The sequence below is a fragment of the Ancylobacter polymorphus genome (assembly GCF_030813495.1).
In the GTDB taxonomy this organism is placed as follows: domain Bacteria; phylum Pseudomonadota; class Alphaproteobacteria; order Rhizobiales; family Xanthobacteraceae; genus Ancylobacter; species Ancylobacter polymorphus.
In genome coordinates, this window is record NZ_JAUSUI010000002.1 from 442,352 (window position 1) to 456,593 (window position 14,242).

Sequence of the window (14,242 nt, forward strand, 5' to 3'; positions counted from 1 at the left end):
CCTGCGGCACGATTCCTGCGTTGATCGTGGCCAATGCACCGCGCCCCGCCGTCCCGGGCGTGGGCGCCGTGTTCCCTGTTGGTCAGTGGGTGCCTATGACAATCTTCGCCAGCCTGCATCACGTCACGGCCTACCGCTATGACCGCCCGGTCTCCCTCGGCCCGCAGATCATCCGGCTGCGCCCGGCGCCGCATTGCCGGACCCCGGTGAAGAGCTACGCGCTCAAGGTCACGCCCTCGAACCATTTCGTGAACTGGCAGCAGGACCCGTTCGGCAACTGGATGGCCCGCTTCGTCTTCCCGGAGAAGGTCACGGAGTTCCGGGTCGAAGTCGACCTCATCGCCGACATGACGGTCTACAACCCGTTCGACTTCTTCATCGAGGAATATGCGGAGACGCTGCCCTTCGCCTATCCGACGGCGCTGGCCAAGGAGCTGATTCCGTATCTTGAGCGCGAGGAGGGCGGGGCGCTTCTCGACGCCTTTGTCGAGGAGGTCCGTCCGGCCGACGGGACCATGACCGTCGACTATCTCGTCGCCCTCAATCAGAAGGTTCAGGGCCGCGTCGGCTATCTCATCCGCATGGAACCGGGCGTGCAGACGCCGGACGAGACCCTGGCGCTCGCTTCCGGCTCCTGCCGCGATTCCGGCTGGCTGCTGGTACAGGTGCTGCGTCGGCTCGGCCTCGCCGCGCGCTTCGTCTCCGGCTATCTCATCCAGCTCAAGCCTGACGTGAAGGCACTGGACGGGCCGACCGGCACCGAGGTCGATTTCACCGACCTGCACGCCTGGTGCGAGGTCTATCTTCCCGGCGCCGGCTGGATCGGCCTCGACCCCACCTCCGGCCTGCTGTGCGGCGAGAGCCATCTGCCGCTTTGCGCCACGCCGAGCCCGTCCTCGGCCGCGCCGATCACCGGCGGCTTCTCCGCCGAGGAAGGCACCAAGACCGAGTTCGAGTTCGACATGCGCGTCACCCGCGTCGCCGAGAAGCCGCGCGTGACGCTGCCCTTCTCCGACGAGGCCTGGGCCGCGCTCGACGCTTTGGGCGACCGGGTCGACGCGGATCTGGCGGCGCAGGATGTGCGCCTGACCATGGGCGGCGAGCCGACCTTCATCTCCATCGACGATTATCAGGGCGCGGAGTGGAACACCTCCGCCGTCGGGCCGACCAAGCGCGCCCGGGCGGACGAGCTGATCCGCCGCCTGCGCACGCGCTTCGCCCCCGGCGGCATGCTGCATTACGGCCAGGGCAAGTGGTATCCCGGCGAGAGCCTGCCGCGCTGGACCTTCTCGCTCTACTGGCGCAAGGACGGCAAGCCGATCTGGCGCGACCCGGCACTGGTTGCCGCCGAGACGCAGAAGGGCGCCACGATCGACGAGGCGCAGCGCTTCATCGCCACGCTGGCCGACAGCCTCGGCGTCGGCGCCGCCTATGCCGAGCCGGCCTATGAGGACGCCGCCCACTGGATGGTGAAGGAGGGCGAGCTCCCGGAGAATGCCGACCCGTTCGACACCAAGCTGGAGGATGCCGAGGCGCGGGCGCGCTTCGCCCGCGTGTTCGATCGCGGGCTGGGGACGCCCAGCGGCTATGTGCTGCCGATCCAGCGCTGGCAGGCACGCGGCGTGCGCGGCTGGGTCAGCGAGAAATGGCGCTTCCGCCGCGGGCGGCTTCTGCTGGTGCCCGGCGATTCCCCGGTCGGCTTCCGCCTGCCGCTGGCGAGCCTGCCCTGGGTGCCGCCGGCCGCCTACCCCTATGTGAATCCCGCCGACCCGATGACGATCTCCGGCGACCTGCCGGATGCGGAAACCTTGCACCAGCTCTACCGCCGCTCGGCGCGCGAGGAGCCGTCGCAGGACCAGGTCGACCAGGTGCTCACCGGCACCGGCGCGGTGCGCACCGCCCTTTCCATCGAACCGCGCGACGGACGGCTCTGCGTGTTCATGCCGCCGACCGAGCGGCTGGAGGACTATCTCGAACTGCTCGCCGCCATCGAGGTGACGGCGGAGGAACTCGGCCTGCCCGTGCATGTCGAAGGCTACACCCCGCCGGTCGATCCGCGGCTCAACGTCATCCGCGTGGCGCCCGATCCCGGCGTCATCGAGGTCAACGTCCATCCCGCCGCCAATTGGCAGACCTGCGTCGAGATCACCCGCGATCTCTATGAGGAGGCGCGTCTCACCCGCCTCGGCACCGAGAAGTTCATGGTCGACGGGCGCCACACCGGCACGGGCGGCGGCAATCATGTGGTGGTGGGCGGCGCCACGCCGGCGGACAGCCCGTTCCTGCGCCGGCCGGACCTGCTGAAAAGCCTCGTCACCTATTGGCAGCGCCATCCCGCGCTGTCCTATCTGTTCTCCGGCCTGTTCATCGGCCCGACCAGCCAGGCCCCGCGCGTCGACGAGGCGCGCCATGACAGCCTCTATGAGCTGGAAATCGCCATGGCGCAGGTGCCGGCGCCGGGCAGGGGCCTCGTGCCGCCGCCCTGGCTGGTGGACCGGCTGTTCCGCAACCTGCTCACCGATGTCACCGGCAACACCCACCGCTCTGAGATCTGCATCGACAAATTGTTCTCGCCCGACGGGCCGACCGGGCGCCTCGGCCTTGTCGAGTTCCGCTCGTTCGAAATGCCGCCGGACTGGCGCATGTCGCTCGCCCAGCAATTGCTGCTGCGCGCGCTCATCGCCTGGTTCTGGCGCACGCCGCAGGAAGGCCCGCTGGTGCGCTGGGGCACGGCGCTGGCCGACCGCTTCATGCTGCCGCATTTCGTCTGGGCCGATTTCCAGGACGTGCTGGCCGACCTTGCCCGCGCCGGTTACCGGGTCGATCCGCTCTGGTTCGAGGCGCAGCGCGAATTCCGCTTTCCCTATTTCGGACAGGTGGAACATGGCGGGGTGACGCTGGAACTGCGGCAGGCGCTGGAGCCGTGGCATGTGATGGGTGAGGAAGGCGCGGTCGGCGGCACGGTGCGTTTCGTCGATTCCTCGGTGGAGCGGCTGCAGGTGCGGGTGGAAGGGCTCAATCCGGCCCGCCATGTCGTCGCCTGCAATGGCCGGCGCCTGCCGCTGATGCCGACGGGCCGCTTCGGCGAATATGTCGCGGGTGTGCGCTTCAAGGCGTGGCAGCCGGCCTCCGGCCTGCACCCGACCATTCCCGTGCAGGCGCCCCTCACCTTCGACATCGTCGATCTGTGGTCGAACCGCTCTCTGGGCGGCTGCGTCTACCATGTCGCCCATCCCGGCGGGCGCAACTACGACACCTTCCCGGTCAATTCCTATGAGGCGCAGGCCCGCCGGCTGGCGCGCTTCCAGGATCATGGCCACACGCCGGGCTATCTCTTCATCCCGGCGGAGGAGCCTTCCACCGAATTCCCGGCGACGCTCGACCTGCGCCGCCCGGCGCGGATCTGACGCGGGCAATGGCGGTCCGGTCTGCTTCCTTCCTGCCACAGTGCCGCTCCGTCAGGGCCGGGGCGGGCGGTTTGACGGGGACGGGGCGTGCGGCGGCGGCGCGGGGATGGTATGCCCATCCTTTGCCGGGCTGAGAGGGAGCCATGCCCAGTCGCACGGAGCCGCAGGCGCGCACGCGCCGCTTCGAGGAAGCGGCCGTCGCGGCGCTGCTGGCGCAGTACAAGCCGCTGCCGGGCGTCCACGATGAACTCGTGGACGGCGACGGGCGCCCGCGCGCGCACTGGACCTCGCTTCTGGCGGCGCTGGCCGAAATGGGCGTGGAGGAGGTCAACCGCCGCTTCCGCGCCGCCGACCGGCATCTCTACCGCTCCGGCGTGTTCTACCGCGTCTATGACGACCCCAATGGCGGCGAGCGGCCCTGGCCGATCTCGCATCTGCCGCTCGTTATCGACGCGGCGGAATGGCGCGCGCTGGAGCGCGGGCTGATCCAGCGCGCGCAGATGCTGGAAGGGCTGCTCTCCGACCTCTATGGCGAGGGCCAGCTTGTGCGCGGGGGTGCGCTGCCGGCGGCGGCGGTGGCGGGCAATCCCGATTTCCTGCGCCCCATGGTTGGGGTGGATCCACATGGCGGCAGCTTCCTCAAGATTTACGCCGCCGATCTCGGCCGCGGGCCGGACGGCAATTGGTGGGTGCTCTCCGACCGTACCCAGTCGCCTTCCGGTGCCGGCTACGCGCTGGAGAACCGCATCGCCATCGCCCGCGCCCTGCCGGACCTCGCCCGCTCGCTCAACGTCATGCGGCTGGCCGGCTATTTCCAGGGGCTGCGGGCCGGGCTGACCAAGCTCGACCGTTCCGGCGAGGGGCGGGTGGGGCTGCTCACCCCCGGTCCGCTGAACGAGACCTATTTCGAGCATGCCTATCTCGCCCGCTATCTCGGCTTCGTGCTGCTGGAAGGCGACGATCTCACCGTGCGCGACAATGTCGTCTATGTCCGCACCGTGGCCGGCTTGAAGCGGGTCGACGTGCTGCTGCGCCGCCTCGACGCCGACTACGCCGACCCGCTGGAACTCAACCCTTCCTCGCATCTCGGCGTGCCCGGGCTGATGCAGGCCATCCGCGCCGGCGGCGTCGCGGTGGCGAATGCGCTCGGCGCCGGCGTGGTCGAGGCGCCAGCGATGATGGGCTTCCTGCCGCGTCTCGGCCAGCAAGTGCTGGGCGAGGCGCCGATCCTGCCCAATATCGCGACCTGGTGGTGCGGCCAGCCGGCCGAGCGCGAGCGCGTGCTCGACAGCCTCGACGATCTCGTCATCTCGCCCGCCTTCCGCCGGCCGGTGCCGGGGGCGCTGGAGAACGGGCCGGTGATCGGCGCCGATCTCGATCCCGTCCAGCGCGCGGCGGTGGAGCGCGCCATCCGCACCCGCGGCGTGGATATCGTCGGGCAGGAGGCGGTGCGCCTCTCCACCATGCCGGTGTGGAGCAACGGGCGGCTGGAGCCGCGCCCCTTCATCCTGCGCATCTTCGTCGCCGCCACCGAGGCCGGCTGGACCGTGATGCCCGGCGGCTTCTGCCGTGTCTCCGACACGCTCGATTCCCGCGCCGTGTCGATGCAGGGCGGGGGCCGTTCGGCCGATGTGTGGGTGCTGGACGCCGCGCCGGTGGAACAGACCACGCTGCTGCCGGCGCCCGACACGGTGGAGGTGAAGCGCCAGACCGGACCGCTGCCGAGCCGCGCGGCGGATAATTTCTTCTGGCTCGGGCGCTATGTCGAGCGCGCCGAATGCACGCTGCGCCTGCTGCGCACGCTCGCCGGGCGGCTCTCCTCCACCGCCGATGGCGGCGGCGGCTCGGTGCCGGCGCTGCTCGACCTGCTGCAATCCTGGGGGGCGGTGCCGGACGAATTGACGCGCGCGCGCCCGATCCGTCACGTGCTGGCGGCGCTGGCCGGGCGCGAGCGGCCGGGCGCCCTTCCAAACCTCATCGACAGCGCCCGCCACACCGCCTCGGTGATCCGCGACCGGCTCTCCCCCGATGCCTGGCGTACCCTGGCCGATCTCGGCCTGACGCTGGACGAGCCGGTGCCGCCGGGTGGCGCCGAGCCGGACGCCTATGAGCGCGCCGACCGGGCCCTGCGGGCGCTCGCCGCCTTTTCCGGCCTCGCCTCGGAGAACATGAACCGGCTCGCCGGATGGCGCTTCCTCGATCTCGGCCGCCGCATCGAACGCGGCATCGCCGTGTGCCGCTTCGCCCGGGCGCTGGTGGGCGAGAGGCCGAGCGCCAGCACGCTCGACGTGCTGCTGGAGCTGTGCGACAGCCAGATCACCTATCGCTCGCGCTATGTGATGGTGGAAAGCCGCGCGCCCGTGCTCGACCTCGTGCTGCTGGACCCGGTGAATCCGCGCTCGCTCGCCTTCCAGATCGCTGCCATCAGCGACCATCTCGACGTGCTGCCCGGCCATGCCGGCGACGCGCTGCCCCCGCCGGAGGAGCGCCTTGTCGCCCGGCTGTCCGCGAGCATGAAGGCGTTCGACGCGGTCGAGTTCGACGATGCGCGCCTCGCCAAGGTCGAGGCCCAGCTGATGGAACTCTCGAACGACGTGGCGGAGCGCTATTTCATCCACCGCCAGCCGGTGGAAACGCCATGGGACCTCCAGGCATGAAATACGACATCCACCAGGCGACCACCTATTCCTACGCCTCTTCCGTGCCGGTGGCGCGCCATGTGGTGCGGATGGTGCCGGTGGAGCGGCCGAACCAGCGCGTCGTCGCCAGCCATTTCGCCGTCGAGCCCGAGCCGGTGGAATGGACCGAGACCCGCGATTTCTTCGGCAACAAGGTGGTGCATATCCGCATCGAGACCCCGCATCGCAGCTTCGTCGTCAAGACGCGGGCGCGGGTGGAGGTGGACGCGCCGCCCGACATCGCGGCCGATTCCGGCCCCTCCTGGGAGGAAACGCGCGCGGCGGCGAATGCGAGCCTCGATCTCTCCGGCCGGTCGCCGGCGCATTTCCTGTTTCCCAGCCCCGCCGTGCCGCTGAGCCCGGCGATCACCGAATGGGTGGCCACGAGCTTCCCGCCGGGCCGGCCGATGCTCGCCGCCTGCATCGAGGTGATGAACCGCATCCATGCGGAGTTCACCTATGACCCGCGCGCCACCGATGTCTCGACCCCGCCGCTGGAAGCGTTCGAAATGCGCGCCGGGGTGTGCCAGGACTTCGCCCATATCATGATCGCCGGCCTGCGCGGCCTCGGCCTGCCGGCGGCCTATGTCTCCGGTTTCCTGCGCACCGAGCCGCCGCCCGGCAAGGAGCGCCTCCAGGGCGCCGACGCCACTCATGCCTGGGTGGCGGTGTGGTGCGGCGACGAAATCGGCTGGCAGGGGCTGGACCCGACCAACGCGCTCACCGTCGCCACCGATCACGTCGTGCTGGCGGTAGGGCGCGACTACACCGATGTCGCCCCCATTGGCGGCGTGGTGTTTGGCTCCGGCCGGCAAAAGCTCAAGGTCGAGGTGGATGTGATCCCGATGCCGGAGGAGCCGCCGCGCAAGGGCCCGGCCGTGCCGCCGGCCTGACGCGGTGCTGGCGCGGTCATGCGGAGATATGTGCGGAGGTAAGAATGGTTGTCGCGCTCCGGCCGATCGGGTAATTCCGGCGGGTCGCCACGGACCCTCTCGCTGAAGGCTGCGGGGTGTCCGGCGCCGCCGGACGCACCCGTCTGACAGGGCCGTCCCTCGCTCCGCTTCGCGAAAGGCCCTGCCATGACGAAACCGCCCGCAAAAGCACCCAAGGCCCGCAAGCCAAAGGGCGCCGCTGCCGCGCCGCTGCCGCTGTTCTACCGCAAGCCGACGCTGCTGCGCTTCGAGAGCCATGGACGGCTCAGCCTCCGGCGCGCGGCGGATTTCCGCTTCGCCGCCCGCGCGACGTCGCTTCCGCTGGTGGCTGCCGAATTCGCGGCGGCCGGGCGCGACTATCCCCTGGTCTTCGCCAGCGACGAGGGCGCGATGCCGCTGGCGGTGACGGGCATTACCGCCGAACAGAACCTGTTCGTCGAGGCGGACGGGCGCTGGCGCGCCGGCAGCTACATTCCTGGCTATGTCCGGCGCTACCCCTTCATCGGCATCACCGCCGAGGATAGCGGGTCGACCATGCTCGGCGTCGACCTCGCCAGCGACCGTCTGGCGGACGAGGGCGAGAAGGAGGCCGACATGCTGTTCGACCTCAGGGGCGCCGCCACCCGCACCAGCCAGTCGGCAATGGCGCTGTGCGAGGCCTACGCCACCGAGCACACCCGCACCCGGGCCTTCGTCCAGGCACTGAAGGACAAGAACCTGTTGGTGCCCCGCAGCGCGCAGGTCAGTTTTGCCGATGCCGGCCGGGCCGTGGTGCAGGGCTTCCAGCTGGTCGACGAGGCGGCGTTCCGGGCGCTGCCCGCCGCCGCCGTGGTCGAGTTTCATGCCAAAGGCTGGCTCGATCTTATCGTGCTCCACCTCGCCTCGCAGCAGCGCTGGCGCGAACTGGTGGACATGTCCGCTCGCGTCCGCGCCGAGGCCGCGCACTGAGGCGCGGTGCCCAGCGGCAGGCGCCCGGAAGGAAAGGGCGCCCGCCACCGCCTTGGCGATTCAATCCGCTGCCAAAGCGCTTTAGAGATAGGCGGGACGCAGCCCGAATCGCGCGCCGGCGCGCCCGCCATCGAGACCGCTGACCATGACCGACACCGCCCGCACCGAGCCCGACCGCGACGAGGACGGCTTTCTTGCCAGCCTCGCCGTCTATCTGCGTCGGCGCGTGCTCATCGTGGTGCTGCTGGGCTTTTCCTCCGGCCTGCCGCTGGCGCTTTCCGGCGCCACGCTGACCATCTGGATGGCCGAGGCGCAGGTGAACCTCACCACGATCGGCCTCTTCGCGCTGGTCGGGGTGCCCTATAATTTCAAGTTCATCTGGGCGCCGCTGGTTGATGCGCTGGACGTGCCGCTGCTGGGGCGCTGGTTGGGGCGACGGCGCGGCTGGCTGGTGTTCACCCAGCTGCTGCTGATCCTCGCCGTCGCCTGGCTCGGTTTTCAGGACCCGGTAAACGCGCCCTGGCATGTCGCGCTGGGCGCGCTTCTGGTCGCCACCGCCTCGGCGACGCAGGACATCGTCGTCGATGCCTTCCGCGTCGAGAGCCTGGAGGTGCGCGAACAGGCCGCCGGCATGGCCGGCTATGTCGCCGCCTACCGCGTCGGCATGCTGGCCTCGGGCGCGGGCGTCGTGCTGCTGGTGGCGTGGTTCGAGGTGCTGGGCGTGCCGCGCGCCGATGTGTGGGCGTGGGGCTATCTCGCCGCCGCTGCCATGGTCGGCGTCGGACTGCTCGCCGCGCTGCTGGCGAAGGAGCCGGCCGGGGCGCCGGCGATCCGGCACGAGGAAAGCGTGTTCCGCCGCATCGGCACCACGGCCGTGGGCGCCTTCGCCGAGTTCCTCACCCGCAACAGTGCGATCGCCATCCTGCTGTTCGTCGTCCTGTTCAAATTCTGCGATGCCTTTGCCGGGGCGCTGACCGGGGCGTTCGTCATCAATATCGGCTTCGACAAGGCCACCTATGCCGGGGTGGTGAAGGGCGTGGGCTTCGCGGCGGCGCTGCTCGGCGGCTTCGCCGGCGGGGTGATCGCCCGCGCTTTGCCGCTCGCCACCGCCTTGTGGGTGGCGGGCTTGCTGCAGATGCTCTCCAACCTCGCCTTTTCCTGGCAGGCCTGGGTCGGGGTGAATGTGCCGGCGCTGACCGCGACCATCGTGGTCGAGAACTTCACCGGCGCCATCGGCACGGTGATCTTCGTTGCCTATATCTCGGCGCTGTGCGGCAACCGTGCCCATACCGCCACCCAATATGCGCTGCTGACCGCGCTGGCGGCGGTGGGGCGCACCTTCCTCGCTTCCTCCGCCGGCTTCGTGGCCGAGGCGACGGGGTGGATGGTGTTCTTCGCCATCACCGCGCTCGCCGCCCTGCCGGGGCTGGTGCTGCTCGCCTATCTGCAGGCGCGCGGCCATTTCCGCGAACTGGCGGCGGCGAGGGGCTGAGGGCGGGACGCCGGCTTCAGGAACTCGTGCGCGCCCGGATCGCCGCCGAGAGCGTGCCCTCGTCGAGATAATCCAGCTCGCCGCCCACCGGCACGCCATGGGCGAGGCGGGTGACCTTCACCGGCGTCTCGCGCAGCAACTCGGTGATGTAATGGGCGGTGGTCTGGCCGTCGACCGTGGCGCCGAGCGCGAGCAGCACCTCGCTCACCGCGCCCCCCTGCACCCGCGCCACCAGCGCGGCGAGGTTGAGTTCTTCCGGGCCGATGCCGTCGAGCGGGGAGAGCGTGCCGCCGAGCACATGATAGCGGGCGTTCAGCGCTGCCGCGCGTTCGAGCGCCCACAGGTCGGCGACATCGGCGACCACCACCAGCAGCGTCGGGTCGCGCGTGTCGTCGCAGCAGATCGAGCAGGGATCGCGCACATCGATATTACCGCAGACGCGGCAGGTGCAGATCTTGCCCAGCACCTCGCCAAAGGCGCTGGCGAGCGGGCTCATCAGCTGTTCGCGCTTCTTGATCAGGTGCAGCGCGGCGCGGCGGGCGGAACGCGGCCCGAGGCCCGGCACGCGGGCGAGCAGCTGGATCAGGCGTTCGATCTCGGGGCCGGCGACGGCGCGGGGCATGGCATCCTCATCGCCGGTCGGGGGCCGCCGGCCAGTCTCTAAGCTATGCATAGAGAACGTTTTACCGATCTGATTGCGGTGCAGTCAGATCGGTACGTGCTCTAGCGCAGGCGGGCGCCGGCCGCAAAGGGCTCCGCCCGATCCACTGTCGGGATTGCGGTTTTGCTCGACACCCGGCGAGGGGGTTGCTAACCCCGAACCCTGTGACGCCAGCCGACCGGGGAAGAAGATGACGACGACGAAAGCCGCCGCCCGCGCCCTTGCATGCCTTGCCGCGTCCTGCGCTCCCGCCTTGCTGGCGATGGGTGGCCCGGCCCACGCGGCCGAGGGCATGGGCATTGACGGGGCGAGTCTGCCGCTGCTCTGGGGCCTTCCCTTCGTCGGCATGCTGCTTTCCATCGCCATCATCCCGCTGATCGCGGGCGCGTTCTGGCACCATCATTACGGCAAGGTGGCGCTGTTCTGGGCGCTGGCCTTCCTGGTGCCCTTCGTCACCACCCATGGCGCCGGGCTCGCGACCTATGAGGTGGCGCATGCGGCGCTGCTCGAATACATCCCCTTCATCATCCTGCTGTTCGCGCTTTTCACCATTTCCGGCGGCATCCTGCTCACCGGCAATCTGCACGGCAGCCCGGGGGTAAACACCGCGCTGCTCGCCATCGGCACGGTGCTGGCGAGCCTGATCGGTACCACCGGCGCCTCCATGGTGCTGATCCGCCCGCTGCTGCGTGCCAATGACGACCGCCGCCACAACGTTCATACCGTGGTGTTCTTCATCTTCCTGGTGTCGAATATTGGCGGCTCGCTCACCCCGCTCGGCGATCCGCCGCTGTTCCTCGGCTTCCTCAAGGGCGTCGATTTCTTCTGGACCACCCAGCATCTGTTCCACGACACGGCGCTGGTGGCGGCGCTGCTGCTCGGCACGTTCTATCTGCTCGACCGCTATTTTTATTCCCGCGAGGAGAAGCTTCCGCGAAAGCCTGACCCGACGCCGGACACGGAGCGGCTCGGCCTGCGGGGCCTGCGCAACCTGCCTCTGCTGGCCGGCGTCATCGCCGCCATTCTGATGAGCGCGCTGTGGAAGCCGGGCATCGAGTTCAACATTCTCGGCACCCATGTGCCGCTGCCTTCCATCGCCCGCGATCTGAGCCTGCTGGTGCTGGCGGGGATTTCCATCGCCATCACGCCGGCCTTCATCCGCGAGCGCAACGGTTTCGACTGGGAGCCGATCCGCGAAGTGGCGAAACTGTTCGCCGCGATCTTCCTCACCATCATTCCGGTCATTGCCATTTTGCGGGCGGGCTCGGCGGGGGCGCTTTCCCCGCTGGTGGCGCTGGTGACGGATGCGGCGGGCGGGCCGGTGAATGCCGGCTATTTCTGGATGACCGGCCTGCTCTCCGGCTTCCTCGACAATGCGCCGACCTATCTCGTCTTCTTCAACCTCGCCGGTGGCGACGCGCAGGAATTGATGACGCGCCTGCCGGTGACGCTTGAGGCGATCTCGGCTGGCGCCGTGTTCATGGGGGCGCTGACCTATATCGGCAACGCCCCCAATTTCATGGTGCTGGCCATCGCCAAGGGGCGCGGCGTCGCCATGCCGAGCTTCTTCGGCTACATGGCGTGGTCGGGCGTGTTCCTGCTGCCCTGCTTCGCGCTGCTCACCTGGCTGTATTTCCTCTGACGCCGGGCGGCGGCGCTACTCCGCCGCCACCGCCATTCCCGGCGTCGCGTCAGTGCCGGAATCGGTTTCCTTTTCGGCAGGCGCAGCGGCGAGGCGCTGCGTCCAGCGGCGGGCGGCGGCGAGATAATCGCCACGGTTCGCCCATCCTCTAGCAGGATCGAGCAGGGCCGGGTCGATGCCCTCCACAGCGGCGGGCACCTCAAGACCGAGAGGCGGGTCGGTGCGCCACTCGCCCGACGCCAGTTCGCCCGTCTGCGCCGCGGCGACGAGCCGCCGGCTGATCTCCAGCGGCACGCGGCGCTCGGCGTCGCCGCCTGTCCGGCCCGTATTCACCAGCCAGCAGATTGGCGCATGGCGCTCCAGCAGCGCGTGCAGCCGTGCGAGGTGCGGCGCGGCGAGGCCGGTGGCCGAAAGGAAAGCGCCGGGAGCCTGCTCCGGGTTCAGCCGGGCGAGGGCGGGCAGCACGCCCTCTTCATCCCGCACCAGCATGAACAGATGCGCCGGCGCGCCCAGAGTTTGCGCAGGCGCGGCGGCGGCGGGGAGGATGATCCGGGCGTCGGCGCCCGTCGCGTCAAGGTCCGGCACCCGCGTCGCCGGGTCGAGCGCCATATTCTCCAGCACGGTGCCGAAGCGCGCCGCCTCCGGCGTGGCGGCAAGGTCCGCCGGGTGCGCAAAGGTGCCGGCTTCCAAAGCGATGAGCCCCTCGTCGCCCCAGCCGAGCGCGCCGTCGAGGCGCGGCAGCGCGCCGTCCTCTTCCGCCGTGCCCTGTGCCAGCGCGCTCTTGCCGGCACCGGAGGCGCCGAGCAGCAGGGAGATCGCGCCGTCCGCCCCGGTGCGGACGGCGCCTTCGAGCGGCAGTACCCCCGCCGCCAGCAGCGGTTCGGCGAGAAGATGGGCGAGCGCCGCCCGCAGCGCCGCGCTGCGGCCGGTGCCGGCGATGAGTGCGAGGCCGTTGGCGAGATCCAGCGCGAGCACGCCCTCGGCCGGGACGCCATGCGTTTCGGGCGTGGGGCGGAAGCCCGGCGCGCACAGCACGGTGAGGCCCGGCGCGCCCGCGTCCGCCGCCGTCGCGCGCGGGCGCAGGAGATGGCGCACGGCCAGCGCGTGCCAGGCCTGATCCGACAGAATCCGCAGGGCAATGCCGCCGGCCGGACCGGCCTCCACGCTGACATCCTGACCGAACAGGGTACGGCGGGCGACATAGGCGAGCAGGTCGGCCTTCAGCGCCTCGAACTGCGCGCGGGTCAGCGCCCAAGCATCCGTCGCGCCGGCAGGCTCCCCGCCCTCTGCCGCGTCGTCGACGCGCGCGAGAGCGAGGGGGTGCCCGGCCGGGCCGGTGGTGACGACCAGCGCGCCGGTATGAGACAGCCGTACCTCGCCGCGCGCCACGGCCCGTTCGCACAGATAGGCGCTGCCCAGATTCCAGAACACCCGTCCGGTGCCGGCGGGATCGAGTCCCTCAAGGCCGGAATGGTCGCTCTGCGTGCCGGTTTGCTTCACGGTCGGCTCCTCCTACGCATGACAGGAGGCGGGACCATGGGAGGCCAAAGGGGCGTTTTGCGCGAAATTCCGGGTCGATTATGTGGCCAAACCGGGGATTATGCGCCTTTCAAGGTGTCACTGCACCGCCGAGGCGCGCGCGGCATTGGCACGCTCGACCAATGCCGCGCGCATTTCCTGCGCATTGGTGACGCGCCGGCCGAAATCGAGCCGGCGGACCTGCGTACCGTCCATCAGGTCGCAGCCCTCGGGATCGAGCCCGACCAGCTTCCAATGGCCGGGGCCGGTGCCGATGAGGTGGAGCGCATAGAGCTGGATGGCGTCGGCATGGTCGGCATTCATATGCGCGACCGCGCCTTCCTCGGCCGCCAGCACCCCGGAGGCGTCGTCGATGCGGGTGGCGAGCGCGGCCCCGTCCACATCCTTGATGCGGCCGAAGCCGGCGACGAGATGGGCGCTCTCCACCTCCAGCCGGTAGAAGGCGAAATCGCTGAAGTCGGCGAAACCGGCCGCGTCCGGGTGCCGCGCCAGGAAGCGGCGGCGCGCGGTGGCGATGGCTTCCGGCTCCGTCAGCGCGGCGATGCGCCCCTTCAGCCCGGCGCGCGCGCCCTGCAGTTCGTCGCCGGTGCGGTGTTCGTCGACCAGCAGCGAGACGCGGGAATCGCGCTGCAGATTGACCGTATGCCGCGCGAGCTGGGAGAGCAGCAGCAGCGGCGCGCCATCCGGCAGGGTGGCGAGCTGCACCAGCGAGGCATAGGGCGCGCCATCGGCATCGAGCGTGGCGAGTGCCCCCGTCTGGCTCTCGCGGATGAGCCGCTTGACGGCGCGGGCCGCGTCGAAGGCGTCGGGCGTGGTCGGGGTCGCTGGCATGGGAAAGCTCCGCCTGTCGGGTCTCAAGAGGTGTGCGCGGCGGCGCCCGCCGTCAACCCGGCGGTGTGGATTGGCGGGCGGACGCGAAACGCGCTAATTTCCGTTGAATCAG

The 14,242-nt window shown here is 70.1% G+C and carries 9 protein-coding genes; 6 read left to right on the forward strand and 3 right to left on the reverse strand.

Annotated elements, in window-relative coordinates; all coding sequences use genetic code 11:
- Positions 1-95: 95 nt before the first annotated feature.
- From J2S75_RS06320 to J2S75_RS06340, 5 genes are all read left to right on the forward strand, one after another.
- The gene (locus J2S75_RS06320) at positions 96-3,407 is read left to right on the forward strand and encodes a transglutaminase family protein (protein ID WP_307018962.1); all 3,312 of its coding nucleotides are present in this window, start codon (positions 96-98) and stop codon (positions 3,405-3,407) included.
- Between the two features lie 143 nt (positions 3,408-3,550).
- Positions 3,551-6,064: a circularly permuted type 2 ATP-grasp protein gene (locus tag J2S75_RS06325; RefSeq protein WP_307018963.1), complete on the forward strand. Its 2,514-nt coding sequence runs from the start codon at positions 3,551-3,553 to the stop codon at positions 6,062-6,064.
- Entirely contained in the window at positions 6,061-6,978 is a 918-nt protein-coding gene (locus J2S75_RS06330; protein ID WP_307018964.1) for a transglutaminase family protein, read from the forward strand. The genes J2S75_RS06325 and J2S75_RS06330 overlap by 4 nt, the downstream gene beginning before the upstream one ends.
- A 186-nt stretch (positions 6,979-7,164) precedes the next feature.
- Entirely contained in the window at positions 7,165-7,965 is an 801-nt protein-coding gene (locus J2S75_RS06335; protein WP_307018965.1) for a SapC family protein, read from the forward strand.
- 145 nt (positions 7,966-8,110) lie between these two features.
- Positions 8,111-9,457: an AmpG family muropeptide MFS transporter gene (locus J2S75_RS06340; protein WP_307018966.1), complete on the forward strand. Its 1,347-nt coding sequence runs from the start codon at positions 8,111-8,113 to the stop codon at positions 9,455-9,457.
- Positions 9,458-9,473: 16 nt separating this feature from the next.
- On the opposite strand, the gene recR is transcribed toward J2S75_RS06340, so the two are convergent.
- Positions 9,474-10,079 carry a recombination mediator RecR gene (gene recR / locus J2S75_RS06345; protein WP_244379339.1) on the reverse strand — a complete coding sequence of 202 codons (606 nt, stop codon included), beginning with the start codon at positions 10,077-10,079 and terminating at the stop codon, positions 9,474-9,476.
- 229 nt (positions 10,080-10,308) lie between these two features.
- On the opposite strand from recR, the gene J2S75_RS06350 reads away from it, so the two are divergent.
- The gene (locus tag J2S75_RS06350) at positions 10,309-11,760 is read left to right on the forward strand and encodes a sodium:proton antiporter (RefSeq protein WP_307018967.1); all 1,452 of its coding nucleotides are present in this window, start codon (positions 10,309-10,311) and stop codon (positions 11,758-11,760) included.
- 15 nt (positions 11,761-11,775) lie between these two features.
- Here J2S75_RS06350 and J2S75_RS06355 read toward each other — a convergent pair whose 3' ends face one another.
- Both J2S75_RS06355 and J2S75_RS06360 read right to left on the reverse strand, forming a co-directional pair.
- Positions 11,776-13,260 (reverse strand): phosphoenolpyruvate carboxykinase (ATP), encoded by a 1,485-nt coding sequence (locus tag J2S75_RS06355; protein WP_307018968.1) that lies wholly within the window; start codon positions 13,258-13,260, stop codon positions 11,776-11,778.
- A 117-nt stretch (positions 13,261-13,377) separates the two neighbouring features.
- Entirely contained in the window at positions 13,378-14,130 is a 753-nt protein-coding gene (locus tag J2S75_RS06360; RefSeq protein ID WP_307018969.1) for a HugZ family pyridoxamine 5'-phosphate oxidase, read from the reverse strand.
- Between the last annotated feature and the right edge of the window lie 112 nt (positions 14,131-14,242).

Excerpts from the sequence above, each read along its gene's own strand:
- J2S75_RS06320 (WP_307018962.1), top strand. The coding sequence starts at position 96 with ATGACAATCTTCGCCAGCCTGCATCACGTCACGGCCTACCGCTATGAC.
- J2S75_RS06325 (WP_307018963.1), top strand. The coding sequence starts at position 3,551 with ATGCCCAGTCGCACGGAGCCGCAGGCGCGCACGCGCCGCTTCGAGGAA.
- J2S75_RS06330 (WP_307018964.1), top strand. The coding sequence starts at position 6,061 with ATGAAATACGACATCCACCAGGCGACCACCTATTCCTACGCCTCTTCC.
- J2S75_RS06335 (WP_307018965.1), top strand. The coding sequence starts at position 7,165 with ATGACGAAACCGCCCGCAAAAGCACCCAAGGCCCGCAAGCCAAAGGGC.
- J2S75_RS06340 (WP_307018966.1), top strand. The coding sequence starts at position 8,111 with ATGACCGACACCGCCCGCACCGAGCCCGACCGCGACGAGGACGGCTTT.
- recR (WP_244379339.1), bottom strand. The coding sequence starts at position 10,079 with ATGCCCCGCGCCGTCGCCGGCCCCGAGATCGAACGCCTGATCCAGCTG.
- J2S75_RS06350 (WP_307018967.1), top strand. The coding sequence starts at position 10,309 with ATGACGACGACGAAAGCCGCCGCCCGCGCCCTTGCATGCCTTGCCGCG.
- J2S75_RS06360 (WP_307018969.1), bottom strand. The coding sequence starts at position 14,130 with ATGCCAGCGACCCCGACCACGCCCGACGCCTTCGACGCGGCCCGCGCC.